Annotated in this window: 27 protein-coding genes; 7 read left to right on the top strand and 20 right to left on the bottom strand. The window is 72.9% G+C overall.

What is annotated here, in order from left to right:
- Positions 1–77 precede the first annotated feature (77 nt).
- Complete coding sequence (gene groES, locus ACFWRO_RS15725; protein ID WP_024756677.1) at positions 78–386, bottom strand: co-chaperone GroES; 309 nt, start codon at positions 384–386, stop codon at positions 78–80.
- 316 nt (positions 387–702) lie between these two features.
- On the opposite strand from groES, the gene ACFWRO_RS15730 reads away from it, so the two are divergent.
- The gene (locus tag ACFWRO_RS15730; protein WP_384509995.1) at positions 703–1,194 is read left to right on the top strand and encodes a DUF6234 family protein; all 492 of its coding nucleotides are present in this window, start codon (positions 703–705) and stop codon (positions 1,192–1,194) included.
- Here the strand turns inward: ACFWRO_RS15730 and ACFWRO_RS15735 are convergent.
- Positions 1,150–1,416, bottom strand: coding sequence for a hypothetical protein (locus ACFWRO_RS15735; RefSeq protein WP_384509998.1), 267 nt, complete (start codon positions 1,414–1,416; stop codon positions 1,150–1,152). The two genes, ACFWRO_RS15730 and ACFWRO_RS15735, sit on opposite strands and share 45 nt — an antisense overlap.
- Positions 1,413–2,339 (bottom strand): polysaccharide deacetylase family protein, encoded by a 927-nt coding sequence (locus ACFWRO_RS15740; protein ID WP_384510132.1) that lies wholly within the window; start codon positions 2,337–2,339, stop codon positions 1,413–1,415. Before ACFWRO_RS15740 ends, ACFWRO_RS15735 begins: the two co-directional genes overlap by 4 nt.
- Positions 2,340–2,448: 109 nt before the next feature.
- Between ACFWRO_RS15740 and ACFWRO_RS15745 the strand changes: the two genes are divergently transcribed.
- Complete coding sequence (locus tag ACFWRO_RS15745; protein WP_384510135.1) at positions 2,449–3,633, top strand: SAM-dependent methyltransferase; 1,185 nt, start codon at positions 2,449–2,451, stop codon at positions 3,631–3,633.
- A gap of 165 nt (positions 3,634–3,798) precedes the next feature.
- On the opposite strand, the gene ACFWRO_RS15750 is transcribed toward ACFWRO_RS15745, so the two are convergent.
- The 8 genes from ACFWRO_RS15750 to tsaB form a co-directional block, all read right to left on the bottom strand.
- On the bottom strand, positions 3,799–4,416 hold the full coding sequence (locus ACFWRO_RS15750; protein WP_384510001.1) for a hypothetical protein: 618 nt from the start codon (positions 4,414–4,416) through the stop codon (positions 3,799–3,801).
- 10 nt (positions 4,417–4,426) lie between these two features.
- A complete protein-coding gene (locus ACFWRO_RS15755) occupies positions 4,427–5,728 on the bottom strand; it encodes an RNA polymerase sigma factor (protein WP_384510004.1) in 1,302 nt (433 codons plus the stop codon).
- A 33-nt stretch (positions 5,729–5,761) separates the two neighbouring features.
- Positions 5,762–6,118: a YciI family protein gene (locus ACFWRO_RS15760; RefSeq protein WP_384510007.1), complete on the bottom strand. Its 357-nt coding sequence runs from the start codon at positions 6,116–6,118 to the stop codon at positions 5,762–5,764.
- A gap of 115 nt (positions 6,119–6,233) precedes the next feature.
- On the bottom strand, positions 6,234–7,127 hold the full coding sequence (locus tag ACFWRO_RS15765) for a polysaccharide deacetylase family protein (RefSeq protein WP_384510010.1): 894 nt from the start codon (positions 7,125–7,127) through the stop codon (positions 6,234–6,236).
- Between the two features lie 42 nt (positions 7,128–7,169).
- The gene (locus ACFWRO_RS15770) at positions 7,170–7,424 is read right to left on the bottom strand and encodes a hypothetical protein (protein ID WP_384510013.1); all 255 of its coding nucleotides are present in this window, start codon (positions 7,422–7,424) and stop codon (positions 7,170–7,172) included.
- Complete coding sequence (gene tsaD, locus ACFWRO_RS15775; protein WP_384510016.1) at positions 7,421–8,545, bottom strand: tRNA (adenosine(37)-N6)-threonylcarbamoyltransferase complex transferase subunit TsaD; 1,125 nt, start codon at positions 8,543–8,545, stop codon at positions 7,421–7,423. Before tsaD ends, ACFWRO_RS15770 begins: the two co-directional genes overlap by 4 nt.
- Positions 8,535–9,050 (bottom strand): ribosomal protein S18-alanine N-acetyltransferase, encoded by a 516-nt coding sequence (gene rimI / locus ACFWRO_RS15780; protein WP_384510138.1) that lies wholly within the window; start codon positions 9,048–9,050, stop codon positions 8,535–8,537. The genes tsaD and rimI overlap by 11 nt, the downstream gene beginning before the upstream one ends.
- A gap of 38 nt (positions 9,051–9,088) precedes the next feature.
- Positions 9,089–9,742 carry a tRNA (adenosine(37)-N6)-threonylcarbamoyltransferase complex dimerization subunit type 1 TsaB gene (gene tsaB / locus ACFWRO_RS15785; RefSeq protein WP_384510018.1) on the bottom strand — a complete coding sequence of 218 codons (654 nt, stop codon included), beginning with the start codon at positions 9,740–9,742 and terminating at the stop codon, positions 9,089–9,091.
- Positions 9,743–9,845: 103 nt separating this feature from the next.
- Between tsaB and ACFWRO_RS15790 the strand changes: the two genes are divergently transcribed.
- Entirely contained in the window at positions 9,846–10,409 is a 564-nt protein-coding gene (locus tag ACFWRO_RS15790; RefSeq protein ID WP_384510020.1) for a hypothetical protein, read from the top strand.
- 38 nt (positions 10,410–10,447) lie between these two features.
- Here the strand turns inward: ACFWRO_RS15790 and ACFWRO_RS15795 are convergent, their stop codons facing one another.
- The 5 genes from ACFWRO_RS15795 to ACFWRO_RS15815 all read right to left on the bottom strand — a co-directional run bounded on the left by ACFWRO_RS15795 (position 10,448) and on the right by ACFWRO_RS15815 (position 15,942).
- Positions 10,448–10,588, bottom strand: coding sequence for a hypothetical protein (locus tag ACFWRO_RS15795; RefSeq protein ID WP_384510022.1), 141 nt, complete (start codon positions 10,586–10,588; stop codon positions 10,448–10,450).
- A gap of 164 nt (positions 10,589–10,752) precedes the next feature.
- A complete protein-coding gene (gene tsaE, locus ACFWRO_RS15800) occupies positions 10,753–11,277 on the bottom strand; it encodes a tRNA (adenosine(37)-N6)-threonylcarbamoyltransferase complex ATPase subunit type 1 TsaE (protein WP_384510024.1) in 525 nt (174 codons plus the stop codon).
- A 10-nt stretch (positions 11,278–11,287) separates the two neighbouring features.
- Positions 11,288–12,460: an alpha/beta fold hydrolase gene (locus ACFWRO_RS15805; protein ID WP_384510027.1), complete on the bottom strand. Its 1,173-nt coding sequence runs from the start codon at positions 12,458–12,460 to the stop codon at positions 11,288–11,290.
- A gap of 36 nt (positions 12,461–12,496) precedes the next feature.
- Positions 12,497–13,645, bottom strand: a complete 1,149-nt coding sequence (gene alr / locus ACFWRO_RS15810; RefSeq protein ID WP_384510030.1) for an alanine racemase — start codon at positions 13,643–13,645, stop codon at positions 12,497–12,499.
- 824 nt (positions 13,646–14,469) lie between these two features.
- The gene (locus ACFWRO_RS15815) at positions 14,470–15,942 is read right to left on the bottom strand and encodes an NAD(P)H-hydrate dehydratase (protein WP_384510033.1); all 1,473 of its coding nucleotides are present in this window, start codon (positions 15,940–15,942) and stop codon (positions 14,470–14,472) included.
- Positions 15,943–16,069: 127 nt separating this feature from the next.
- Between ACFWRO_RS15815 and ACFWRO_RS15820 the strand changes: the two genes are divergently transcribed.
- Positions 16,070–16,627: a hypothetical protein gene (locus ACFWRO_RS15820; RefSeq protein WP_384510036.1), complete on the top strand. Its 558-nt coding sequence runs from the start codon at positions 16,070–16,072 to the stop codon at positions 16,625–16,627.
- Positions 16,624–18,018 (top strand): YncE family protein, encoded by a 1,395-nt coding sequence (locus ACFWRO_RS15825; RefSeq protein ID WP_384510039.1) that lies wholly within the window; start codon positions 16,624–16,626, stop codon positions 18,016–18,018. The genes ACFWRO_RS15820 and ACFWRO_RS15825 overlap by 4 nt, the downstream gene beginning before the upstream one ends.
- A 144-nt stretch (positions 18,019–18,162) precedes the next feature.
- Here the strand turns inward: ACFWRO_RS15825 and ACFWRO_RS15830 are convergent, their stop codons facing one another.
- From ACFWRO_RS15830 to ACFWRO_RS15840, 3 genes are read right to left on the bottom strand one after another with little or no spacing between them, the layout of a single operon-like run.
- Positions 18,163–18,531 carry a holo-ACP synthase gene (locus ACFWRO_RS15830; RefSeq protein ID WP_362013670.1) on the bottom strand — a complete coding sequence of 123 codons (369 nt, stop codon included), beginning with the start codon at positions 18,529–18,531 and terminating at the stop codon, positions 18,163–18,165.
- A gap of 4 nt (positions 18,532–18,535) precedes the next feature.
- Positions 18,536–20,383 carry a glutamine--fructose-6-phosphate transaminase (isomerizing) gene (gene glmS, locus ACFWRO_RS15835; protein WP_384510042.1) on the bottom strand — a complete coding sequence of 616 codons (1,848 nt, stop codon included), beginning with the start codon at positions 20,381–20,383 and terminating at the stop codon, positions 18,536–18,538.
- A gap of 39 nt (positions 20,384–20,422) precedes the next feature.
- The gene (locus tag ACFWRO_RS15840) at positions 20,423–21,187 is read right to left on the bottom strand and encodes a hypothetical protein (RefSeq protein WP_384510044.1); all 765 of its coding nucleotides are present in this window, start codon (positions 21,185–21,187) and stop codon (positions 20,423–20,425) included.
- A gap of 189 nt (positions 21,188–21,376) precedes the next feature.
- Between ACFWRO_RS15840 and coaA the strand changes: the two genes are divergently transcribed.
- Both coaA and ACFWRO_RS15850 read left to right on the top strand, forming a co-directional pair.
- Complete coding sequence (coaA, locus tag ACFWRO_RS15845; protein WP_384510047.1) at positions 21,377–22,354, top strand: type I pantothenate kinase; 978 nt, start codon at positions 21,377–21,379, stop codon at positions 22,352–22,354.
- Between the two features lie 19 nt (positions 22,355–22,373).
- Positions 22,374–23,333 (top strand): DUF389 domain-containing protein, encoded by a 960-nt coding sequence (locus ACFWRO_RS15850; protein ID WP_384510049.1) that lies wholly within the window; start codon positions 22,374–22,376, stop codon positions 23,331–23,333.
- Between the two features lie 35 nt (positions 23,334–23,368).
- Here the strand turns inward: ACFWRO_RS15850 and glmM are convergent, their stop codons facing one another.
- Entirely contained in the window at positions 23,369–24,727 is a 1,359-nt protein-coding gene (gene glmM / locus ACFWRO_RS15855; RefSeq protein WP_384510051.1) for a phosphoglucosamine mutase, read from the bottom strand.
- Positions 24,728–24,734 lie beyond the last annotated feature (7 nt).

Below are 24,734 nucleotides of genomic sequence, written 5' to 3' on the forward strand. Positions count from 1 at the left end.
AAACGAACTGCGCCCCGGACGCCCGGTGCGGGGTCAGGGGCGCAGCTCAAAGCATCCGCTTCAGGTACTTCGGTGAATTACTTCTCGATGATCGCGAGCACGTCGCGAGCCGAGAGGACGAGGAACTCCTCGCCGTTGTACTTCACCTCGGTGCCGCCGTACTTGCTGTACAGCACGACATCGCCGACCTGGACGTCGAGCGGAAGACGCTCGCCGTTCTCGAAGCGACCCGGGCCCACGGCGAGGACAGCACCCTCCTGGGGCTTCTCCTTCGCGGTGTCCGGGATGACCAGGCCAGAGGCCGTGGTCTGCTCGGCGTCGAGCGGCTGGACCACGATGCGGTCCTCGAGCGGCTTGATGGCAACCTTGGAGCTGGTGGTCGTCACGATCCGACCTCCCCCTTCGGAGATCTCACGGGGTTAACTGTCTGAGGTGGCGACCAGGTGGATCCGTCGTCGCGGGTGCCGGACCTGCCCGTCGCTGTGTTGGCACTCTCCAGTGGGGAGTGCCAGAGCCGAGACTATGACCGCGATTAGCACTCGGTCAAGCGGAGTGCCAATTCAGTGCCGCGTGGCGACCGTGCGGCGGCCGCGCGCGACCGCGTCGCAGCCGCGCGGCGGTTCGGTACCGCGCCGCGTTCGATTCGGTCTCGGTACGGGCAACGGCTCGGCGGACCCGGAGGTTCCGTACGAAGGTGCGGACATGACAACCTCCCGCCGTCAGGTCCGCACCGGCGCCGACATCGCCACCGGAGTGGCGTTCCTGGCCCTGCAGTGCGTGCTCGCGCTGGCCGCGGCCGTCTTCCTGGCCATGCGGAAGCTGGGGAGCGGCCGGCCCGGCCCGGCGTCTTCGGGCCCGCCGCCGATGGACTGGGTGCCCGTGATCGTCTTCGGCACGGTCACCGGCGCCGCCCTGCTCCTCGCCGTCGCGATGCTGCGCGGCGGCTGGGTCTGGACGGCCGGGGGTCAGTTCCTCGCCATGGGGCTGCTCGGCCTCGCCACGCTGCTCATCGCGGCGGAGGAGTGGACGTACGCGCATCCCGACCCGGCGCCCGCGTCCACACCCGTCTCCGCGCCGACGCCCACGCCCGTCTACGCACCCACGCCCGCCCCCACCTCCACGCCCGCCCCTACCGCCTCGGACCGCGGCTCATCGCTCCTCCCGCTGTCCGGCGCGCGGCCGGTCCTGCGCTGAGTCGGCGGAGCCGTCATCGAGGCGCGCGAGCCGGTGCAGCACGCGAGCCGCCGTCCCCGAGAACGTTCCGCCTCCGCCCCGCTCCCCCACGCGGGTGTCGAGCCGCTCCGCGGCCTTCCGGCTCAGGCGCTCGATCGGGTCCACGGAGGACGCGCACCCCGAGATGCCCAGGAGCGCGCCGGCCAGCGCGAGGACGAGCGCCGGCCGGCGCGCCCGGCTCACACGTAGTCCTCGAGCTTCGCGACCGCGTACCCCTTGGCCGTGATCGTCTTCATCACCCGGCGGATCATGTCCGGCATCGAGCCCTTCCAGTCCTTCTTGCCCCGGAAGTGCGTGAGCACGATGTCGCCGGGGTGCAGGTCCCGGTCCCACTCGCGCCACTCCATGCGGTCCGGGAACGCCTCCGAGGCCCACAGCGGGACCGCCTTCACGCCGCACGTCCTCGCCGCGCGCAGTGTGTCCTCGTTGTAGTTGCCGTACGGCGGCCGGAAGAGCGGGGGCCGCTTCCCGTACCGCTTCTCGATGACGTCCTGCATCCCGCAGATCTCCCGCTTCTGCGCGCTGTACGAAAGCCCGGGCAGGTAGCGGTGGTTGAGGGTGTGGTTGTGCAGGGAGACCCCGGCGTCCTGCATCTTCTCGAAGTAGCCGTAGTCGTCCTTGACGACGTAGTCGCTGAGGAAGGCGCTGTACGGGATGCTCAACTCGCTCATCATCCGCAGCAGCTCCGGGTCCTTCTCCGAGCCGTCGTCGATCGTCAGGAAGACGATCTTCTCCTTCGTCGGCACCGTGGTGAAGACCGGCGGCAGGCCCTCGCCGTCCGTCTCGAAGCCCTTGCGGGTGGTGATCTTCGGCTTCACGGCGGGCGGGGCGGGCGCTTCGAGCGGCGGCCGGTCCAGGCCCCACTTCTTGGCGGCCACGACCCGCGCGGCGCGGCGCTCGCGGACCTTCTCGACGTACGCGTCGAGCGCGGCGGCCGCGCCTTCCGCCTGCGGCTGACCGGCGGCGGGACGCGCGGGGCCCTTGCGGCCGTCTCCGGCGTTCGCCCCGTCGCCGGAGGGGCCCGCGCAGGCGGACCCGAGCGCGGCGACGACCAGTGCGGCGCCCACCGAGCGGCGGAGGCGCGCGGCCGCCCGCTTCGAGCGCATTTCCTCGGCTTGTCGTACTAGCTGCATGGCGCCGCATCCTGTCAGCGGATCGACCCGCACGGCCGTCGACACCGCCACCCGGCCCGCACCATCCCCCGGCTGGCCCACAATGGGACGGGTGACCGACCTCGCCGACTTCACCGCCCTGCGCGCCCCCGAGGGCCAGACGCTGCTCGCCGCCCTGCGCGACTACGACCCCGCCCAGGAGCTGGCCGTCGCCTCCCGGCTGCGCCGCGAGCACCCCGCCGAACTGGTCTCGGCCGCCCTCGGGCAGGCCCGGCTGCGGCAGCGCGCGGTGGCGAAGTTCGGCGCCGAGGACGCGTACCGGATGTACTTCACCCCGCACGGCGTCGAGCAGTCGACCCGGGCCACGGTCGGGACCTACCGCGCGGAGCGCCTGCGCGCGCTCGGGGTGCGCTCGGTGGCCGACCTGTGCGGCGGGATCGGCGGGGACGCCCTCGCGTTCGCCCGGGCCGGGATCTCGGTCCTGGCCGTCGACCGGGACCCGCTGACGGCGGAGGTCGCCCGTGCCAACGCCGAGGCGCTCGGGCTCGCCGGGCTGATCGAGGTGCGGTGCGCGGACGTGACCGAGATCGACACGAGCCCGTACGACGCGGTCTTCGTGGACCCGGCGCGGCGCGGTGGCAGGGGCAGGATCTTCGACCCGGAGGCGTACTCGCCGCCGCTCTCGTGGGCGGTCGAGGCCGCCCGCAAGGCCCCGCGCGCGGCGCTGAAGATCGCCCCGGGCATCCCGCACGAGGCGGTGCCGGAGGAGGCCGAGGCGGAGTGGATCTCGGACGGCGGGGACGTGAAGGAGGCCGTGCTCTGGTTCGGCACCTCCCCCGGCGCGCGCCGCGCGACCCTCCTGCCCGCCGGCGCGAGCCTGACCGGTCGCGGCCTGCCCGACCCGGCGGTCCGCCCGCTCGGGCGGTACCTCTACGAGCCGGACGGCGCGGTCATCCGCGCGCATCTGGTCGCCGAGGTCGCCGAGGAGCTGTCCGGCGGCCTGATCGACGAGACGATCGCGTACGTCACGGCGGACGCCCTGGCCCCGACCCCCTTCGCCACGGCGTACGAGATCACCGACGAACTCCCCTTCAACCTGAAGAAGTTGAAGGCCCTGCTGCGCGAGCGCGAGGTCGGCACGCTGACGGTGAAGAAGCGCGGTTCGGCGGTCGAGCCGGAGGAGATCCGCCGCCGGGTCAAGCCGAAGGGCCCGAACGCCGCCACGGTCTTCCTGACCCGGGTGGCGGGCGCCCCGACGATGCTGATCGGCGGACCGGCGAAAGCCTGAGCCCTAGGGGGTGTCTTGTGGATCAGGCCGGATCAGGGAGCGGCGTCTGGTGCGTGCGATCGCAAGGCGGAGGAGGGAGTCGACGCGGAGCGTCGGCGAGTGACGACAACGCGGCGAGCGAGCGTGCCAGGCGTCGCGAGCCCGGCATGATCCACAAGACGCCCCCTAGGCCACCAGCCGGACCGCCAGCCGGTAGTGGCTGATCGCCTTCGTCGCGCCGATCAGGCCGTTGATCCAGAGTCCGAGCGCCACCCCCATGAGGTAGGTGACCATCCCGTATCCGCCGCGTCCCGGGCCGACCAGCTCCGCGGGCGCGGCAAGGGAGACCCATAGGCCGACGGCGCAGAAGGCGAACGAGATCAGCAGCCAGACCGTGCTCAGCACGGGCTCGCGCAGCCGCGCGTCGGCCGCGCGGTCGCCGTCCAGGGCGGCCCACAGGACCAGCCGCTCCCGCGCCTGGCGGTCCCGGCGGACGCCCTGGGCGAGGAAGAAGACGGCGGGGACCACGGCACAGAGCCCGAAGGCCACGAAGAAGCAGGCGAAGAGGCCCGAGAACGGGTCGAGGGACTCGTCCAGCATGATGAATCCGGCGCCGCAGATCCCCCAGCCGAGCTGGAGGGTCGCCACCCACACCAGGAAGACCGACAGTCGAGTTCCGCCCAGCAGACGGCGGTTGAGCTCGGCCATCGCCCGCCCCCGGTCGGCCAGTCGGGCCTCGCGGTCGGGCCAGCTCTGTATCTCGGCGGGCGGAGGAGGGGGAGGCAGCGGAGCGCGTGGGGACATACCGCCGACCCTACCGAGCCTCCGACGCGCCCCGCCCGTCCGCCCGTTCGACCCGATCCGCAGCCCGCTTCGGATCCGCCCGTTCCGCCCGCCCGAGCAGGAGTTCCCGCTCCCGTTCGTTGCGGGTCAGGGCGGCCGCCCGCTCGAACTCGGCGCGGGCCTCGGCCGGTCGGCCGAGCCGGTGCAGCAGGTCCCCGCGGACGCTCGGCAGCAAGTGGTAGCCGGCCAGGGCGCCTTCGTCCGCCAGGGCGTCGACGAGGGCAAGGGCGGCCTCCGGGCCCTCGGCCATCGAGACGGCGACCGCGCGGTTCAACTCGACCACCGGGGACGGCGAGACGGCCGCGAGCCGCCCGTAGAGACCGGCGATCGTCCGCCAGTCCGTCTCCTCGTAGGTGGCCGCCTTCGCGTGGCAGGCGGCGATGGCGGCCTGGAGGGCGTACGGACCGTACGGACAGCACTCGGCCGCCCGCGCGAGGGCCTCGAAGCCGCGGAGGATGAGCCGCCGGTCCCAGCGGCTCCGGTTCTGGTCGGCGATCAGGACCGGCTTCCCGTCCGGCCCGGTCCTGGCCGCCGCGCGAGAGGCCTGGATCTCCAACAGGGCCTCCAGGCCGTGGACTTCGCCCTCCTTCGGCATGAGCCCCGCGAGCACCCGGGCGAGGCGCAGCGCGTCCTCGCAGAGCGCGGGGCGCAGCAGGTCGTCGCCCGCCGTCGCCGCGTACCCCTCGTTGAAGATGAGGTAGATGACGTCCAGGACCGAGCCGAGCCGGGCCGCCCGCTCCTCCCCGTACGGCACCTCGAACTCCACGCCCGCCTTCGCCAGCGTCCGCTTCGCCCGCACGATCCGCTGCGCGACCGTCGCCTCCGGTACGAGGAAGGCGCGGGCGATCTCGTCCGTGCGGAGGCCGCCGACGAGCCGCAGCGTCAGCGCGGTCCGCGCCTCGGCGGAGAGCACCGGGTGACAGGAGGTGAAGATCAGCCGCAGCAGGTCGTCGTCGATGTCACCGGGCCCGGACGGCTCCGGGTCGTACGAGGCCTCCGGCAGTTCCCGGCCGACCTCGGCCAGCTTGCGCGCGTACGTCTCACGGCGCCGTACGAGATCCACGGCGCGGTTCTTCGCGGCGGCCGTCAGCCACGCCCCGGGCCGGTCCGGCACTCCCGTGCGCGGCCACTGCTCCAGGGCGGCGACGAAGGCGTCCTGGGCGATCTCCTCGGCGATGCCGACGTCACGGACGATCCGCGCGACGGCGGCGATGATCCGCGGCGACTCCATCCGGAAGACGGTCTCGACGGCGCCGGGGGCGGGTGCGGTCATGGATCAACCATGACACCACCCGCCCCGGCCGCGTCACATCTCTTCGATCTCGCGCACCTCGCAGCCCACCTTCCACTGCGGCGGGTGGACCTCCAGGAACCGCTTCGCCCACTCGACGGCCTCGGCCAGGTCACGGCACTGGGTGATCGAGTAGCCGCCGATGACCTCCTTGGTCTCGGTGAAGGGGCCGTCGGTGTACGAGATGTTCCCGCCCTCCCAGACGACGCGCTTGCCTTCCTTGGTCGGCTTGAGCCCGGCCGTCTCCAGCATCACGCCGGCCTTGGTGATCTCCTCGAAGAGCGCGCCCATGCGCTCGTCGAAGCCGGCGTCGGCGTCCCCCAGCTCGAAGGCGCCCTCTTCGATACGGATCATCGTCAGGTAGCGGGGCATGGTCGTTCTCCTTGCGTGGCGGGCGGGGCCGTTCCCCGCCTTTCACTCATACGTCGAACGGGCTCGGCCCGCATCGACACGAGGAGGAGAAAACTTCTCGGACTTCTCGGACTGCTCAGACGTAGTCCTCCAGGCGGGCCACCGTGAAGCCCTGCTCCTGTATGTGGCGGAGCATGTTGGCCGTCATCCGGGTCATCGACGTGCCCTTGAGCTCGGCCGGGCCCCGGAAGTGGGCCAGGATGATGTCGCCGGGGTGCAGCTTCTCGTCGCCGCGCTGGTACTGCATGTTCTTGATCTGCATCGACTCGCGCCACAGCACGATCGCGTCCACGCCGCACGCGCCGGCCGCCGCGCGGGTGTCCTCGTTCCAGTTGCCGTAGGGCGGGCGGAAGAGCCGCGGGGTCGTCCGGTACTCCTTCTCCAGCTTCGTCTGCTGGCCGCATATCTCGTGCTGCTGCGCGGACCGGCCGAGGGTGCGGAGGTTGGGGTGGGTGAGGGTGTGGTTGGCGACGCCGTTGCCGAGGGCGGCGAGCGGCTTGAAGTAGCCGTAGTCGGCGCGTATCGCGGAGTCGGTGAGGAACATCGTTACCGGGACCTTGAGCTCCTCCATCATCTTCACGAACTCGGGGTCCTTCTCGGCCCCGTCGTCGATCGTGATGAAGACGACCTTGTCCTTGGTCGGTATGTCGCTGATGACGGGGACCGGCCCGCCGGGCTTCCGTGTCAGCGGCTTGGTCCTCGGCGGGGCGGGCGGCGCGGCGAAGGGCTTCAGGCCCCACTTCCGGTACGCGGCGGAGGCCACGGCGGCCTGGTCGGCGGCCTGATCGGGCGCCTGGCCGGGGGCCTGGCCGGGCGCCTTGCCGTCGGCGGGGGGCGTCGTGGGCGAGGACGGTCTCGTGGGAGCGTCCGCGGTGTCCGCGTCCGCCGTGCCGCCGCAGCCGGATATGAGCAGTGCGGCGGCGGTCAGCGCCGCCCAGGTCACGATCTTCTTGTCCACGCCGAGAGTCACGCCGTGGATGATGCGATAAACAGCCTGCGGGTTGCCTCAGGCTCAGTCCACGGCCTCGAAGCGCCAGCGGTGCACCGGCCGGGTGACCAGGTCCGCCGCCGGCTCCGGCAGCTCGGGCAGCTCGGCGTCCAGCGCCTCCGCGTCCCACCAGGTCAGGACGAGCACCCGGTCCTGCGGGGCACGGAAGGACTCGCGGCGCAGCGGCTCCTGGGCGAGCTCCCGCGACCGCGCCCACTCCATGAGCTCGGCGCCCCGGCCCTGGACGGCCCGCGCCTCCCACATCAGGGCGACCCTCATGAGTAGAGGTTCTCCTTGCTGATCTCGTGCACGTGGTCATGGTCGTGGGAGTGGCCGTGACCGTGGCCATGGGCGGCGCCCGGCACGTGCGGGTCCGTCACCGGAAGCGATGAGTCCGCCGACAGCTCCCAGTCGGAGGCCGGCCGGTTGCGGGCGACCATCTCCGCGCCCAGGGCCGCCACCATCGCGCCGTTGTCGGTGCACAGCCCCGGCCGGGGCACCCTGAGCCGGATGCCGGCCCGCTCGCACCGCTCCTGGGCCAGCGCCCGCAGCCGCGAGTTGGCCGCGACCCCGCCGCCGATCATCAGGTGGTCGACGCCCTCGTCCTTGCAGGCCCGTACGGCCTTACGGGTGAGCACGTCGACGACGGCCTCCTGGAAGGACGCCGCCACGTCCCGTACCGGCACCTCCTCGCCCGCCGCGCGCTTGGCCTCGATCCAGCGGGCGACCGCGGTCTTCAGGCCGGAGAAGGAGAAGTCGTACGCGGGGTCCTTGGAGCCGGACAGGCCGCGCGGGAAGTTGATCGCCTTCGGGTCGCCCTCCTTGGCGAGCCGGTCGATGACCGGGCCGCCGGGGAAGCCGAGGTCGAGGACGCGCGCGATCTTGTCGAAGGCCTCGCCGGCCGCGTCGTCGATGGTCGCGCCCATCGGCCGGACGTCGGCGGTGATGTCCGGGGCGAGCAGCAGCGAGGAGTGCCCGCCGGAGACGAGCAGGGCCATGGTGGGCTCGGGCAGCGGGCCGTGCTCCAGCTGGTCGACGCAGATGTGCGAGGCCAGGTGGTTCACGCCGTACAGCGGCTTGCCCAGCGCGTACGCGTACGCCTTCGCCGCCGAGACGCCGACGAGCAGCGCACCGGCCAGGCCGGGCCCGGCGGTGACGGCGATGCCGTCGAGGTCACGGGCCGAGACGCCGGCCTCCTTCAGGGCGCGCTCGATGGTCGGGACCATCGCCTCCAGGTGCGCGCGGGAGGCGATCTCGGGCACGACGCCGCCGTAGCGGGCGTGGGTGTCGACGCTGGAGGCGATGGCGTCGGCGAGCAGCGTCGTCCCCCGGACGATGCCGACCCCGGTCTCGTCGCAGGAGGTCTCGATGCCGAGTACGAGCGGTTCGTCAGCAGCCATCGGAATCAGTCTCAGTTCCAGTTTCGGTTTCGGGCGCGGTCTCGGTTTCGGTCTCTGTCTCGGTTGCCTGGACGGTCAGTCGCATCACGAGCGCGTCGACGTTGCCCGGCTGGTAGTAGCCGCGCCGGAAGCCGATCGGCTCGAAGCCGAAGCGCTCGTACAGCTTCTGGGCCCGGGTGTTGTCCACCCGTACCTCGAGCAGCACCTCGTCGCATTCGAACGCGGTGGCGTGCTGGAGGAGGTCGGTGAGGAGCCGGGCGCCGAGCCCGGTGCCCCACTGGCCGCGGGCGACGGCGATCGTCTGGACGTCGCCGAGGCCGCCGGCGGCGGCGAGCCCCGCGTACCCGACGAGCTCGCCCTCGGCCTCCGCGACCACATAGCGGCGGGTGGCGGCGGGCCCCCGGGCGTGGGCCAGCTCGGACCAGAACATCCCCTCGGACCAGGCGTCCTCGGGGAACAGCTCGTGTTCGAGGACGAGCACGGGCGCGATGTCCCACCAGCGCATCTCGCGCAGGACGGCGCCGCTCGTGGACGTCACGGCGGTCACTTGGGCGTGACCACCTTGTAGTTCTTCGGCACCTGGGCGTCGGGGCGGCGCAGGTACATCGGCAGCGGGTCGAGGAAGTCGCCGCCGGCCGCGAGCCGCTCCGCCGCCAGGGCGGCAAGCGCGCCCGCCGACTGATGCTCGGGGTCGCGGGCGTCCGGGAAGGCCTCGGGGTACAGACGGGCGCCCGCGCCGACGACGGGGAGCCCGGCGAGCTGCTCGGCGATCTCGGCGGGCCGGTCGACGGCCGCGTCGGTGACGCGCGTACGGGCGTTGTCGTACCGCGCCCAGTAGACCTCCTTGCGGCGCGCGTCCGTCGCGACGACGAACGGCTCCTCGATCCCGGAGGCGTACGCGAGCCCGTCCAGCGTGCACAGGCCGTGCACGGGCACGCCGAGGGCGGAGGAGAAGGTCGCGGCCGTGACGAGCCCGACGCGCAGTCCGGTGTACGGCCCCGGCCCCACGCCGACGACGACGCCGGTGACCGCGTCGAGCTTCAGCCCGGCCTCGGCGAGGACACGGTCGACGGCGGGCAGCAGCAGCTCCCCGTGGCGGCGGGCGTCGATCTGCCGCGACTCGGCGACGACGGAGTCGCCGTCGTGGAGGGCGACGGTGACGGCGGGTGTGGCGGTATCCATGGCGAGCAAGAGCACGCAAACAGCCTACGGCTCCCGGGCGGTCCGCACGGCGCCCCGTCCCGGTCGCGCGCGACTGCTACCGTCACGACCGATACGTACGTACGAAAGGGGCAGCAGGGTGGCACGGAGCAGCTCGGGATTCGTGGCCGGGCTCACGGCGGCGGCGATCGCCGCGGTCGCCTTCCTCGCCTACCAGGCGTCGGCGAACGCTCCGGCGGACGTCTCGGCCAAGCCGAAGGCCCCGAGCGCGGCGCCGTCGACGGCCCCGACCGGCGGCCCCAAGAAGCCCGTCAAGGACCCGCTCGCCGTGCCGGCGGAGTCCGGCACCGGCGCGCGCGTGGTGTACGCGCTCACCGACCGCCGGGTGTGGCTGGTGGACGCGAAGGGCCAGGCCACGTCCACCTTCTCGGTCATGCCGAGCACCGTCCACCCGGCCCCGGGGGCGTACAAGGTGACGTCCCGCTCGGGCTCGGTCACCGGCTCCGACGGGGTGCGGATCGAGCACGTGGTGCGGTTCACGACGGAGCAGGACGTCTCGATCGGCTTCAGCGCGGCGGTCGACGGCACGCTGCCGAAGCCGGACCCGACGCGGAAGACGGGCGGCATCCGGATGAAGCGCGCCGACGGCGACGCGATGTGGACCTTCGCGTCGATCGGCGCGAAGGTCGTGGTCGTCCCGTAGTACGGGGGTGTTCGGCGTTCGCGCTTAGCCCGTACGGGTTACGCGGCCTCGCGCTCGACCCCGAGGTTCCCGGGCTCGCGCGAGTGCTCGGCGGCGTCCGGTTCCGGCGTGGGCTCGGGGGTGCGCGGGGGTCTCGACACCGCTTCCGCCGCGGCACAGGACGCCAGCAGCTCGCTCATCGACGTGCCCCTCCGCGTCCGCGCTTCCGCGTGCTCGCGCTCCGGCGTCGCCATGCATGCCTCCCGTAGGTTAGGTTCACCTAACCAGCTCGTGCATCCATGTCACCACGGCGCGTGGGGCCGACGCAACATCTTGCCGACACCTTGTCGGAACCTACGTACGTTCAGCTCAGTACGAGCTCTTCCGTCGCCCACCGCGCGCCGATCCCGCGCAGCACCACGGTCCGCCGGTCGTCGTCCGTGTCGCCGACGACCCGGTGGATGAGCACGTGCAGCCGGTCGTCCGTGAGGTCCTCGACCTTGCCGTCGCCCCACTCCACGACGACCACCGACTCGGGCAGCGAGACGTCCAGGTCGAGGTCCTCCATCTCGTCGAGACCGCCGCCCAGGCGGTACGCGTCGACGTGGACCAGCGCGGGCCCGCCGACCAGGGACGGGTGGACGCGGGCGATGACGAAGGTCGGGGAGGTGACGGCGCCGCGCACGCCGAGGCCCTCGCCGAGGCCGCGGGTGAGCGTCGTCTTCCCGGCGCCGAGCTCGCCGGTGAGCATGACGAGGTCGCCGGGGCGGAGGAGCTTGGCCAGCCGACGGCCGAGCTCCTGCATCGCCTCGGGCGAGTCGATGTCGAGGTGGGCGGTGGAGTGCGGGGCGGTGGAGTGCGGGGTTTCCACGGCGTGCGGTTCTTCCATACGGCCCAACCTAGCTGCTGCCGGCCCCCGCGTTCGCCGCCGTCGCGGGCACCGCTCCGACCTTCGCGAGGAGGTCGGCGAGCCGGTCCGTCACGGCCTCCGGGTGCTCCAGCATCACCAGGTGCCCGGCGTCGGGCACGATGACCAGCTCGGCGTCCGGCAGCAGATCGGCGATGGCCTCCGTGTGCGAGCTGGGGGTGACGAGGTCCCGGTCACCGGCAAGGGCGAGGACGGGCAGGTCGCGGAAGGCCGTGAGCGCGGCCGCCTTGTCGTGCTCGGCGAAGGCCGGGTAGAACTCGGCCACCACGTCGATCGGGGTGGCCTCGATCATCCGCTCCGCGAAGCGGGCGACGGCCGGGTCCACCTCACGGGACGAGAACGAGTACTTCTTGATCAGCCCGGCGAACAGGTCGGCCGTGGCCCTGCGCCCCCGCTCGACCAGCTCCGCCTGCGAACCGAGGGCCTTCAGGACACCCGGCAGGACCCGCCGCACCGCGTTGACCCCGGCCATGGGCAGCCCGTAGTTCACCTCGCCCAGCTTCCCCGCGGACGTACCGACGAAGGCGACGCCGACGACCCGCTCGCGGATCAGCTCCGGGTAGCGGTCGGCGAGCGCCATGATCGTCATGCCGCCCATCGAGTGCCCGACCAGGACCAACGGCCCCTCGGGCGCGGCCGCGTCGATGACGGCCTTGAGGTCCCGGCCCAGCTGGTCGATGGAGACGGGCAGGCCGTCGGGCCCGGACTGGGCGCGGCCGCGCTCGGACCGTCCGTGGCTGCGCTGGTCCCAGTAGACGGTACGGACGAGGCCGCGCAGCGCCGCGCGCTGGAAGTGCCAGGAGTCCTGGCCGAGGCAGTAGCCGTGGCTGAAGACGACGGTGACGGGCGCGGGAGCCTTGCGGCCGAAGAGCCGCCGGCGGCGGGGCGCCGGGGCGTCCGACTCGACCTCATCGACCTCGTAGTACAGCGCGGTGCCGTCGTCTGCAGGCGCCTTGCCGGGGGTGCCGCGCAGGGAGCCGTAGGGCGCGGAGGCGTCGAGGGCGAGCCGGGCCTTCTGCCGCATGCCCCGCCCGACGGTGAGCCGCTCGATGGCCACGCCGGCCGCCGCGCCGGCGGCCAGGACGCCTATCGCGGCACCGGCGACCCCGGCACGCCGCCAGTTGTCGGTGCTGGACTCGCTCACTACCGCTCCCTGTTGGCTAGGTCCTTGCTCGTTCGCTTACCCGTTCACATAGACGCGCGGAACGCGGGCGCCGATGCGGGTGACGATCTCGTACGCGATGGTGTCGGCCGCCTGGGCCCAGTCCTCGGCGGTCGGCTCGCCCCGGTCGCCGGGGCCGAAGAGCAGCGCCTCGGCGCCGGGCTCGACGGCGTCGCCGCCGAGGTCGACGACGAACTGGTCCATGGCGACCCGCCCGGCCACCCGCCGGATCCGGTCGCCGACCAGGACGGGGCCGCGTCCGGAGGCGTGGCGCGGGATGCCGTCGGCGTACCCGAGCGGGATGAGCCCGAGGGTGGTCTCGCTCGGGGTGACGTAGTGGTGCCCGTAACTGACCCCGTGCCCGGCGGGCACTTCCTTGACGAGCGCGACGCTGCCGATGAGGGACATGACGGGCCGCAGCCCGAAGTCGGCAGGGGTGCCGACTTCGGGACTGGGCGAGACGCCATACATGGCGATGCCAGGCCGAACAAGATCGAAGTGGGTCTCGGGGAGGGTGAGGGTGGCCGGGGAGTTGGCGATGTGCCGGACCTCGGGCTCGACGCCGGCCTTCTCGGCGTAGTCGAGCATCGAGCGGAAGACGTCGAGCTGGGAGGCGATGGAGGGGTGGCCGGGCTCGTCGGCACAGGCGAAGTGCGACCAGAGTCCGGTGACGGTGACCAGCCCCTCCTTCTGGGCCTTGAGGGCCTCGCCGACCAGTTCGGGCCAGTCGGCGGGCTGGCAGCCATTGCGCCCGAGACCGGTGTCGGCCTTGAGCTGGATCCGGGCGGGCTTCCCGGTCTCGCGGGCCGCCTGGACGACCTCCCGCAGGGCCCACATCCCACTGACGGTCATGTCGAGACCGGCCTCGATGCCCTCGGCCCAGGGGTCGCCCGGGGTCCAGAGCCAGCACAGGATCCGAGCGTCGGTGACCCCGGCGGCCCGCAGCGCGAGCGCCTCGTGCGGGGTGGCGGTGCCGATCCAGGTGGCGCCCGCTTCGAGCGCGGCACGGGCGCAGCGAAGGGCGCCGTGGCCGTACGCGTCGGCCTTGACCACGGCCATCAGCTGGACGTGGGGCCCGACGCGGGCACGCAGCGTACGGACGTTCGCACGCAGCGCACCGAGGTCGATCTCGGCGCGGGCTCGTCGGGGCGGCGGTGTCTCAGTCATCGCGCCCAGTCTCTCAGGTGTCAGCTCCCGGGCCGCTTACCTCAGCTGTAGACCCGACCACATCCCCAACACAAAGCCGCAGCACCCAACCAGCCCGTCCCGAACGCACCCGCGGCGCGAGGCCGCGGCGCCCCGGCGGGGGCTCGGTGCTGTGCCCCCACCTGCGGGGCGAAACCGCCGCGCCCCGGCAGGGGGTTCGGGACTGTACCCACACACCCACCCCAGCGCGAAGCCGCCGGCGCCCCCTGCAGGGGTCAGGGGCCGTGACGCCCACCCCCACCGCGGCGCGAAGCTGCCGCGCCCGGAGGGACTCGGGGCCGCAGCCCCACCCCCGGCGCGAAGCCGCCGCACCTCCGCAGGGTTCGGGGCTGCGCCCCCACACCCACCCGCAGCGCGAAACCGCCGTGCCCCGGCCGGAGTCCGGGGCCGTGCGCACCCATCCCGGCACGAAGCCGCCGGCCCCCCGGCAGGAGTCCGTGGCCGTGCGCACCCATCCCCACCCGTGGCGCGAAGCTGCCCCGCCCCGCAGGGGTTCGGGACTGTGCCCACCGCACCCACCCCGGCGCGAAGCCGCCGGCCCCCTGCAGGGGTCAGGGGCCGTGCCCACACACACCCACGACGGCGCGAAGCCGCCGACGCTCCGGCAGGGGGCAGGGCCCTGCCCCCACCTCCACCCCGGCGCGAGGCCGCCGCGCCCCGCAGGGATCCGGGGCCACGCACCCACCCCGGCGCGAAGCCGCCGCACCCCCGCAGGGGTCCGGGGCCACGGCCCCGCCCCCCACCAGCCCCCGGCAGGGTTTCGGGAAGGGGTGGGGTGGGGGGTCCTACCCGGTCACCACGTCGCGCCACGCGCCCGGCAGGGCCTCCGCCACGTCGCCCGCCACGATCGGCGCGCCGGCCGACGTACCGGCTGTCGCACCGCCCGGCGCGCCGCCGCCCGACGCCCGGCGCGCCGCCAGGCCGTGGAGGTACGCGGCGGCCGAGGCCGCGTCCCGCGCCCCCAGGCCCGCCGCGAGCAGCGAGCCCGCGAGGCCGGACAGCACGTCCCCGCTCCCCGCCGTCGCCAGCCACGACGTGCCCGTCGGGTTCACCCGTACCGGACCCGACGCGTCCGCCACCAGCGTCGTCGAGCCCTTCAGCAGCACCGTCGCCCCGAAGCGCCCCGCCAACTCCCGTACCGCCGCGAGGCGCTCCGCCTCGACCGACTCCCGCGAGACACCCAGCAGCGCCGCCGCCTCGCCCGCGTGCGGGGTCAGCAGGGTCGGCGCCGTGCGCGCCCGTACCGCCGTCGCGTCGAGGCCCGCGAGCCCGTCCGCGTCCACCAGGACCGGTACGTCCGAGGCGAGGACCTCCGCGACCGCCGAACGCTCGTCACCGAGGCCGGGCCCGACCACCCACGCCTGGACCCGGCCCGCCTTCCCGGGCGGCCCGGCCTGCACCAGCGCCTCCGGGTGGCGCGCGATCACCGCGTCCCCGGCCGGCCCCACGTACCGCACCGCGCCCGCACCGCCCCGCAGCGCGCCGGTCACCGCGAGCACCGCCGCACCCGGGTAGCGCGCGGAGCCGGCCACGACGCCGACCACACCGCGCCGGTACTTGTCGCTCTCCGCGCCCGGCACGGGCAAGAGCCGTGCCACGTCCTCGTGTTGCAGCGCCTCGACGTCCGGCACGGACGGCAGGACCTCACCGAGCCCGATGTCCACGAGCCGCAGCGCCCCCGCGTACTCGCGCGCCGGGTCGATGAGCAGCCCCGGCTTGTACGTCCCGAAGGTCACCGTCGCGTCCGCCCGCAGCGCCTCCCCCGCGACCCGCCCCGTGTCGGCGTCCACACCGCTCGGCAGGTCGACGGCGACCACGACCGCGTCCGAGCCCCGCGCGGCCCTCGCGACCGGCACCGCGTCCGGACGCAGGCCCCCCTGCCCGCCGATCCCGGTGATCCCGTCGACGACGAGATCGGCCACGGCGAGCACCTCGAAGGGGTCCTCCGCCACCCGCCCCCCGGCGGCGAGCAGCGCGGCGAGCCCCCGCTCGTGGGCCCGCGCGCCGAGCAGGACGGCCGTCACGCCCGCCCCGCGCCGCGCGAGCCGAACACCCGCGTACAGGGCGTCGCCGCCGTTGTCCCCGCTGCCGACGAGCAGCACGACTCTCGCCCCGTACACATGGCCCCGTCCGAGCAGCGACAGGCACGCGGCGGCGAGCCCCGCCGCCGCCCGTTGCATGAGCGCGCCCTCGGGCAGCGCTGCCATCAACTCGGCCTCGGCGGCCCGTACGGTCTCCACGCGGTAAGCGGTACGCATGCCCGCAGTCTGCCGCACACCTCAAGCCCGTTGCCGGAAGCGAGGGTTGACGCCCCCTCACCGATCAACTTAGGTTTGCCTTACCTAACCAGGCATCACACCTCGCTCAGGGAAGGCCTCCTTCGTCATGCGTACCGCCCTTCGCACCGCCCTCACCCTCGCCTCGGCCGCCGCGCTCACCGTCGGCCTCGCCTCCACCGCCTCCGCCGCGACCGCCGGCCGGACCGTCACCGACGGCTCCCGCACCTACAACCTCTCCCTCACCGCGCCCGCGACAGCCCCCGCGGCCGGCGCCAACGTCACCGTCAGCGGCTCCGGTTACAACCCCGACCAGGGCGTCTACGTCGGCCTCTGCGCGATACCCGCGGGGGTGAACCCGGCAGACCCGGCCACCTGGAACAGCAAGCCCACGCCCTGCCTCGGCGGCCAGGACCAGTCCGGCACGACCGGGGCCTCGCACTGGGTGAACAGCGACTGGTACTGGCTCTCCCCCTCCAACTCCTCCCCGTACACGGAGTCCGCCGGCCTCGGCTCGTTCAACGTCCAGATCCACGTCAAGGCGAAGATCTCCGACACCGTCACCTGCGGCCAGTCCGGCGTGAACTGCGCGATCGTCACCCGCGCGGACCACTACGACAGCGCGGACCGGAAGTACGACGTCTACATCCCGGTGACCTTCCAGTGAGAAGGCCCCTGACCCTGGCCGCCGCCGTCGTCGTAGCCCTCACGGGCACGGCGGCGGCGGCGCCCGCCCCGTCGACCGGGACCGCGACCACGACCACGACCACAACCACGAACGCCCAATCGACCGCGCCCGCCCCCGCGACGCACGAGAACGTGCGCACGATCCGCCCGCCGCTCGGCGACGCCCTCGACGCCGAGGTCGACCCGGCCGCCGACCGCCTCTACGTGAGCAGCAGCGACGGCACGGCCCACCGCCTGAGCACGTACGACACGGCCACCGGCGCCCTCGTCGGCGAGCCCGTCGCCCTCCTGGCCCCGGCCACGGTGCTCGCCCTCGGCGGGTCCGGCCGGCTGTACCTGGGCCTGTCCACCCGTATCGCCGCGTACGACCCGACGAGCCGCACACTCACGGACGACGTCATCCCGGTCACGGGCAGCGTCTCGCTTCTCGCGGCGGACCCGGGGCAGGGGCGCCTCTACGTCGGCAACCAGGCGGCCAAGTCGGTAACGGTGTACGACACCGGCACGGCCCGGGCGGTCGCCGACCCCGTGGTCCTGCCCTTCCACCCCGCGGGCCTGGCCGTCGACACGGTCCACCACACGGGGTACGCGACGTACGTGGGCGGCTCGATGGAGAACGGCTCCGTCGTCTACAAGAACGTCCTCAACACCGTCGACGGGACCACCGGGCGCCTCACGGGCACGGTGAGCCTCGGCTCGACGGCGCTCGGCAGCATGGGCGTGGCGGTCGACCCGACGACACGCACGGGTTACGTCGCGAACCTGGCGGCCGGCACGGTCTCGGCCGTCGACCTGACGGCCCAGCAGGTGAAGGGCACGATCCCGGTCGAGGGCAACCCGAAGGCCCTCGCGTACGACCCGGGCACCAAGACCCTGTACGCGGCACGGACGGGCGCCTCCGCGGTGGCGGTCGTGGACCCGGAGCGGGCGACGGTGACGGAGACGATCACCACGGGCGAACGCCCGTCGGCCCTGACCCTCGACACGGAGTCCCACACGCTCTACACGGTGGCGGGAGGAGCGGTCACCCAGACCCAGCGCCGCACACCGACACCGGAACCAACGCCGACGCCGACGACCCCGACGGACCCCACGCCCACACCCACGGCCACAACCGAGCCGACCCCGACCCCCACTAAGCCCACGGCCCCCACCGAATCGACGACCTCCGTACCGTCCACAACAACACCACCCGCCACCGGCACCGTCGGCGGCGGTGACAGCCCCGGCGCCCAGGCCACCAACACCCTGGCCGCGACCGGCGGCGCCGTCCTCCCGACGGCCCTCGCCGCCACCGCTCTCGCCGTGCTCGGCGGAGCCACCGTCCTGCTCACCCGCCTCCGCACCCGACGGAACGCCGAGAGGCCCTAGGGCAGCCGGCCACGAACGCGCGCGCCCACTCCCTCCCCGGTCCGCGCGCGAACCCGGGGGCCCTGCCCCGCCGATACGACGGCCGGGCAGAGCCCCCGGACCCACCTACCTACCCACCCACCTACATCCCGTACATCCAGGGCGTCACCCCTCCGCGATCACCACCGCCGACGCGACGCCCGCGTCATGGCTGAGCGAGACGTGCCAGTGGCGGACGCCCAGCTCCGCCGCGCGGGCCGCCACCGTGCCCCGGACACGCAGGCGGGGCTGGCCGCTGGACTCGACGTAGACCTCCGCGTCCGTCCAGTGCAGGCCCGCCGGCGCGCCGAGGGCCTTGGCCACCGCCTCCTTCGCGGCGAAGCGGACCGCGAGGGACGCGGTTCCGCGCCGCTCGCCGCTCGGCAGCATCAGCTCGCGCTCGACGAAGAGTCGGCGCAACAGCCCCGGCGTCCGTTCGATCGACGCGGCGAAGCGGTCGATCTCCGCCACGTCGATCCCCACCCCGATGATCATTCGCTCACTCCACGGTCACAGATTTCGCCAGGTTCCGCGGCTGGTCCACCTCGTTGCCCCGCGCGGTCGCGAGTTCGCAGGCGAAGACCTGCAGCGGCACGGTGGAGACCAGCGGCTGAAGCAGCGTAGGCGTTGCCGGGATGCGGATCAGATGGTCGGCGTACGGGACGACGGCCTCGTCGCCCTCCTCCGCGATCACGATGGTCCGCGCTCCCCGCGCCCGGATCTCCTGGATGTTGGAGACGATCTTGCCGTGCAGGACGGACCGCCCGCGCGGCGACGGCACGACGATCACCACCGGCAGGTCCTGTTCGATGAGCGCGATCGGCCCGTGCTTCAGCTCGCCCGCCGCGAAGCCCTCGGCGTGCATGTACGCGAGTTCCTTCAGCTTCAGCGCGCCTTCGAGGGCCACGGGGTAGCCGACGTGGCGGCCGAGGAAGAGCACCGTGTTCTTGTGGGCGAGCGAGCGGGCGAGGGCCCGCACCGGCTCCATCGTCTCCAGGACGCGCTCGACCTCGTCGGCGATCCGGGCGAGTTCACGGATGACGGCGTGGATCTCGTCGCCCCACTTGGTCCCCCGCACCTGCCCGAGGTACAGCGCCAGCAGATAGCAGGCCACCAGCTGCGTCAGAAACGCCTTCGTCGACGCGACGGCGACCTCCGGCCCCGCGTGCGTGTAGAGAACGGCGTCGGACTCGCGCGGGATGGTCGACCCGTTCGTGTTGCAGACGGCCAGCACCTTGGCGCCCTGTTCGCGCGCGTGGCGCAGCGCCATCAGGGTGTCCATGGTCTCGCCGGACTGCGAGATCGCGATGACCAGGGTCCGCTGGCCGAGGATCGGGTCGCGGTAGCGGAACTCGCTGGCCAGCTCCACCTCGCAGGGGATCCTGGTCCAGTGCTCGATGGCGTACTTCGCGATCATCCCGGCGTGGAAGGCCGTGCCGCAGGCGATGATCACGATCTTGTCGGCCTCGCGCAGCACCGCGTCGGGGATGCGGACCTCGTCGAGCCGGAGCCTGCCCTCTCCGTCGATGCGGCCGAGCAGCGTGTCGGCGACGGCCTTCGGCTGCTCGGCGATCTCCTTGAGCATGAAGTAGTCGTAGCCGCCCTTCTCGGCGGCCGAGGCGTCCCAGTCCACGTGGTACGCCCGTACGTCGGCGGGGGTGCCGCCGAAGTCGGTGACCTCGACGCCCTCCCGGGACAGCTTCACGACCTGGTCCTGGCCCAGCTCGATCGCCGACCGGGTGTGCGCGATGAACGCGGCCACGTCCGAGGCGAGGAAGAACTCGCCCTCGCCGACGCCCACGACCAGGGGTGAGTTCCGCCGGGCCCCGACGACGACGTCCGGCTCGTCCGCGTGCACGGCGACCAGGGTGAACGCCCCGTCGAGCCGTCGGCACACCAGCCGCATCGCCTCCGCGAGGTCCCCGCAGGAGGAGAACTCCTCGGCGAGCAGATGGGCGACGACCTCGGTGTCCGTCTCGGACACGAGATCGTGCCCCCGCTCCTCCAGCTCCGCGCGCAGGGCGGCGAAGTTCTCGATGATCCCGTTGTGGACGACGGCCACGCGCCCCGCGTTGTCGAGATGCGGGTGCGCGTTGGTGTCGGTCGGCCCGCCGTGGGTGGCCCAGCGGGTGTGTCCGATGCCGGTGGAGCCGCTCGACAGCGGCCGGTCCACCAGCTCCTTCTCCAGGTTGACGAGCTTGCCCGCCTTCTTGGCCGAGGCGAGACCTCCGTCGGAGAGCACCGCGACACCGGCCGAGTCGTAGCCCCGGTACTCGAGCCGCTTGAGGCCCGCGATCACCACATCAAGCGCCGACTGCCCGCCGACGTACCCCACGATTCCGCACATGACGGCAGCCTACGACCGAAACCGGGCGGACGTCCGGACTCAGCCGAGCTTGGCCGCCTGCGCGTCGATGACGGGCTTCGGCAGCGCCTCGACCTTGCCCACGAGGCTGTACACGAAGAAGGACGCCAGCGTGTTGCCCTGACGGAAGGCCACGAGCTTGCTGGTCCACGGGGCCCCCTCCATCTCGGTGGTGACGGTGAAGGCGACCGCCTCCTCACCGGCGGACACGGTCTCCGGGACGATCTTGGTGACCTTCGTCTTCTCGCCGCCCATGGTGGCCGTGAAGCCGCCCGCGCATTCCGTGCCGGCCGTCTTCAGCGAGGCCAGCGCGGTCTGCGCGCCGGCGCCGTCGTGCGAACCGAGCGTGACGGCCGTGGCCGGGGCGCCGAGCGCGCCGAGGAGGTTGTCGGGCGAGCCCGTCGCGCCCTTCTCCGTCTTCGGCGTCTGCACGGCCACGCGTCGCACGCTCGCGGCCGCCCCCGACGCGATGGACGACATGGCCTCGGCGAGCGGCAGGCAGGCGGCCTTGTCCGTCGTGATGTCACCCGGCTTCGCCAGGTCGGCGGCCTTGGCCTTCTCGACCTGGTACCCCTTGAGGTCCGCCTGCTCGACGATCAGCTTCTCCAGCTCGGCCTCCGACAGCGCCTTCGCGTCGGGAGCGGCGGACGCGGACGCCGAGGCGGACGCCTTGGGCGCGTCCTTGCCCTTGTCGTCGGTCTTCTCGCCCCCGCCGCAAGCGGTGAGCAGCAGCGCCAGCGAGACGGCGCCGGCGGCGACGGTGGCGGTTCCCTTGTACGTACGCATGAGTGTGTGTCCTTCTGATACCTCCGCCGCCCTCCCGGGCGACGAATCCCCCCCGCGTGAAATCCACAGCCCACGCGGGCAACTGCACGATGATCACCCTAGGCCCGGGGTACGACAACCGGTTTACGCGTGCCGTCACGTGACCGAGCCCACGGCCCACAACCACCCCGCAACCCCGACAATGGCGGGGTGATCACTTCGCCGCCACGAAGCCAGCGCCGGCCTCCCGAGGCCACGCCCTATCTCGACCTCACCCGCGACGAGTGGAGTGCGCTGCGGGACAAGACGCCGCTGCCGCTCTCCGCCGATGAGGTCGAGCGGCTGCGGGGACTCGGTGATGTCATCGACCTGGACGAGGTCAGGGACATCTATCTACCGCTGTCCCGGCTGCTCAACCTGTACGTCCAGGCCACCAGCGGGCTGCGCGGCGCGCTCAACACCTTCCTCGGGGAGAAGGCGGAGCAGCGCGGGACGCCCTTCGTCATAGGGGTCGCCGGCTCCGTCGCCGTCGGCAAGTCGACCGTGGCCCGTCTCCTCCAGGCGCTCCTGGCCCGCTGGCCGGAGCACCCGCGCGTGGAGCTGGTCACCACCGACGGCTTCCTCTATCCGATGGAGGAGCTGAAGGCGCGCGGCCTGATGTCCCGCAAGGGTTTCCCCGAGTCGTACGACCGCCGGGCCCTGACCCGGTTCGTCGCCGACATCAAGGCCGGCAAGGACGAGGTCACCGCCCCGGTCTACTCCCACCTCATCTACGACATCGTGCCGGGCGAGCGGCTCGTGGTCCGCCGCCCCGACATCCTGATCGTGGAAGGGCTCAACGTCCTCCAGCCGGCGCTGCCCGGCAAGGACGGCCGCACGCGCGTGGGGCTCGCCGACTACTTCGACTTCTCGGTGTACGTGGACGCCCGGCCCGAGGACATCGAGGCCTGGTACCTCAACCGGTTCCGCCGGCTGCGCGAGACCGCGTTCCAGAACCCGTTCTCGTACTTCCAGAAGTACACGCAGGTCTCCGAGGAGGAGGCCCTGGACTACGCCCGCACGATGTGGCGGACCATCAACAAGGTCAACCTGCTGGAGAACGTGGCGCCGACGCGCGGCCGGGCGACCCTCGTCGTCCGCAAGGGCCCGGACCACAAGGTGCAGCGCCTGTCCCTGCGCAAACTGTGAATCCCGTTAAGGTGCGGCCATGTTGCATCTGCGGATCATCACCCCGTCCGTCCGCACGGACGCCGTCCTCGATCTGATCGACAGGACCGTGGGCACCACCCATCTGGCGGTGCTCAAGGGGGTCGCCCGCGAGCCCCAGGGCGACATCGTCCTGGTCGACGTGGCGCGCGAGGCGGGCAGTGAACTCCTGCAGGGGCTGCGGAAGTTGGACATCGACAAGGTCGGCGCGATCGCCGTCGACAACGTCGACCTGTCGATCTCCGACCGCGCCGAGAAGGCGGAGGAGGAGGCGCCGGGCGAGGCCGCGGACGCGGTGATCTGGGAGCAGCTCACGGGGACCGTGCAGGAGGAGTCCACCCTCACGATCACCTACGCGGCCCTGATGATCGTGGCGACGATGATCGCGGCCTGCGGTGTGGTCCTGGACAACGCGATCCTGATCGTGGGCGCCATGGCCGTCGGCCCCGAGTTCGGCCCGCTCGCCGGGATCAGTACGGGCCTGGTGCGGCGCGATCCGAGGGCCGCCTTCCGCTCGTCGGTCGCGCTGGTCGTCGGCTTCACCGCGGCGATCATCGCGACGACCCTGTTCAGCCTGGGGATGGACGCCATCGGCCAGTTCGAGATGAGCATGCTCGACGCGCCGCGCCCGAACACCGGCTTCATCTTCCAGCCCGACCCGTTCTCGTTCGTCGTGGCGCTCCTCGCCGGCGTGGCCGGCGTCGTCTCCCTGACCTCGTCGAAGGCGGGCGTGCTGGTCGGCGTGGCGATCTCGGTGACGACCGTCCCCGCGGCGGCGAACGCGGCCGTGGCCCTCAGCTACGGCGACTTCGCCCAGATGTGGGGCTCCGCCGAGCAGTTGCTGCTCAACCTGACCGGCATCATCATCGCCGGCGTGCTCACGCTCATCGCCTGGAAACTGCTGTGGCGCACCCAGCGGGCACGGATGACCCGCCCGCCGGGTGCGCCACGAAAGCACTGAGGCCCGAGAAGCCCAAGCTCGAAAGCGCTGGGGCTCTAGCCGAGCGCCGACTTCACCACGTCCGCCAGCCGGCCGGCCACGGCACGCGCCTGCTCGATGTCGGCGGCCTCGACCATGACCCGGACCAGCGGCTCGGTGCCCGAGGGGCGGAGCAGGACGCGGCCGGTGGAGCCCAGCTCGCGCTCGGCGTCACCGACGGCGGTCGCCAGCTCGGCCGAGGTCTTCACCCGGGTCCTGTCGACGTCGGGCACGTTGATGAGGACCTGCGGGAGCCGCTCCATCACGGCGGCCAGCTCCGCGAGGGACTTGCCGGTGGCCGCGACGCGCGCCGCCAGCATCAGACCGGTCAGGGTGCCGTCGCCGGTGGTGGCGTGGTCGAGCACGATGACGTGCCCGGACTGCTCGCCGCCGAGCGCGTAGCCGTGCTCCTTCATCGACTCCAGGACGTACCGGTCGCCGACCGCCGTCTGCACCAGCTGGAGCCCCTCGCGCTCCATGGCGAGCTTGAAGCCGAGGTTGGACATCACGGTCGCGACGACGGTGTCGCCGCGCAGCGTCCCGGCCTCGCGCATGGCGAGCGCCAGGACGGCGAGGATCTGGTCGCCGTCGATCTCCTCGCCGGACGCGTCCACGGCGAGGCAGCGGTCGGCGTCGCCGTCGTGCGCGATGCCGAGGTGGGCGCCGTGCTCGATGACGGCGGCCTTGAGCAGACCGAGGTGGGTGGAGCCGCAGCCGTCGTTGATGTTGAGGCCGTCGGGGTCGGCGCCGATCGTGACGACCTGGGCACCGGCCCGGGCGAACGCCTCGGGCGACACGCGCGCGGCCGCACCGTGCGCCTCGTCGAGGACGACCTTGAGCCCGTCGAGCCGGTTCGGCAGGACGGCCATGAGGTGGGCGACGTACTTGTCGAAGCCCTCGTCGTAGTCACGGACCCGGCCGACGCCGGCGCCGGTCGGCCGCTGCCACGGGGCGCCGGTGCGGTGCTCCTCGTAGACGGACTCGATCCGGTCCTCCAGCTCGTCGGCGAGCTTGTGGCCGCCGCGGGCGAAGAACTTGATGCCGTTGTCGGGCATCGCGTTGTGGCTGGCGGAGAGCATCACACCCAGGTCGGCGCCGAGCGCTCCGGTGAGGTACGCCACCGCCGGGGTGGGCAGGACGCCGACGCGCAGGACGTCGACTCCCGCGCTCGCGAGGCCCGCCACGACGGCGGCCTCCAGGAACTCTCCCGACGCACGGGGGTCACGCCCGACCACCGCGGTCGGCCGATGGCCCTCGAAGGTCCCCGCCTCGGCGAGCACGTGCGCCGCCGCGACCGACAGGCCGAGCGCGAGCTCAGCCGTCAGATCCGCGTTCGCCACACCGCGTACACCGTCCGTGCCGAAGAGTCGTCCCACAGCTGTC

It is taken from the genome of Streptomyces sp. NPDC058579, assembly GCF_042718575.1.
Classification (GTDB): Bacteria; Actinomycetota; Actinomycetes; order Streptomycetales; family Streptomycetaceae; genus Streptomyces.

What these genes read in the sequence shown, in the direction of transcription:
- ACFWRO_RS15770 (WP_384510013.1), bottom strand. Translation starts at nt 7,424, where the DNA reads ATGAGGGTCGCCCTGATGTGGGAGGCGCGGGCCGTCCAGGGCCGGGGC.
- alr (WP_384510030.1), bottom strand. Translation starts at nt 13,645, where the DNA reads ATGACTGAGACACCGCCGCCCCGACGAGCCCGCGCCGAGATCGACCTC.
- ACFWRO_RS15815 (WP_384510033.1), bottom strand. Translation starts at nt 15,942, where the DNA reads ATGCGTACCGCTTACCGCGTGGAGACCGTACGGGCCGCCGAGGCCGAG.
- ACFWRO_RS15840 (WP_384510044.1), bottom strand. Translation starts at nt 21,187, where the DNA reads ATGCGTACGTACAAGGGAACCGCCACCGTCGCCGCCGGCGCCGTCTCG.
- tsaD (WP_384510016.1), bottom strand. Translation starts at nt 8,545, where the DNA reads ATGGCTGCTGACGAACCGCTCGTACTCGGCATCGAGACCTCCTGCGAC.
- ACFWRO_RS15730 (WP_384509995.1), top strand. Translation starts at nt 703, where the DNA reads ATGACAACCTCCCGCCGTCAGGTCCGCACCGGCGCCGACATCGCCACC.
- ACFWRO_RS15740 (WP_384510132.1), bottom strand. Translation starts at nt 2,339, where the DNA reads ATGCGCTCGAAGCGGGCGGCCGCGCGCCTCCGCCGCTCGGTGGGCGCC.
- tsaE (WP_384510024.1), bottom strand. Translation starts at nt 11,277, where the DNA reads ATGGAAGAACCGCACGCCGTGGAAACCCCGCACTCCACCGCCCCGCAC.
- ACFWRO_RS15820 (WP_384510036.1), top strand. Translation starts at nt 16,070, where the DNA reads ATGCGTACCGCCCTTCGCACCGCCCTCACCCTCGCCTCGGCCGCCGCG.
- ACFWRO_RS15755 (WP_384510004.1), bottom strand. Translation starts at nt 5,728, where the DNA reads ATGACCGCACCCGCCCCCGGCGCCGTCGAGACCGTCTTCCGGATGGAG.
- ACFWRO_RS15830 (WP_362013670.1), bottom strand. Translation starts at nt 18,531, where the DNA reads ATGATCATCGGGGTGGGGATCGACGTGGCGGAGATCGACCGCTTCGCC.
- ACFWRO_RS15750 (WP_384510001.1), bottom strand. Translation starts at nt 4,416, where the DNA reads ATGTCCCCACGCGCTCCGCTGCCTCCCCCTCCTCCGCCCGCCGAGATA.
- ACFWRO_RS15795 (WP_384510022.1), bottom strand. Translation starts at nt 10,588, where the DNA reads ATGAGCGAGCTGCTGGCGTCCTGTGCCGCGGCGGAAGCGGTGTCGAGA.
- ACFWRO_RS15745 (WP_384510135.1), top strand. Translation starts at nt 2,449, where the DNA reads ATGGGACGGGTGACCGACCTCGCCGACTTCACCGCCCTGCGCGCCCCC.
- rimI (WP_384510138.1), bottom strand. Translation starts at nt 9,050, where the DNA reads ATGCGCTGGTGGGACATCGCGCCCGTGCTCGTCCTCGAACACGAGCTG.
- ACFWRO_RS15850 (WP_384510049.1), top strand. Translation starts at nt 22,374, where the DNA reads ATGTTGCATCTGCGGATCATCACCCCGTCCGTCCGCACGGACGCCGTC.
- ACFWRO_RS15760 (WP_384510007.1), bottom strand. Translation starts at nt 6,118, where the DNA reads ATGCCCCGCTACCTGACGATGATCCGTATCGAAGAGGGCGCCTTCGAG.
- glmS (WP_384510042.1), bottom strand. Translation starts at nt 20,383, where the DNA reads ATGTGCGGAATCGTGGGGTACGTCGGCGGGCAGTCGGCGCTTGATGTG.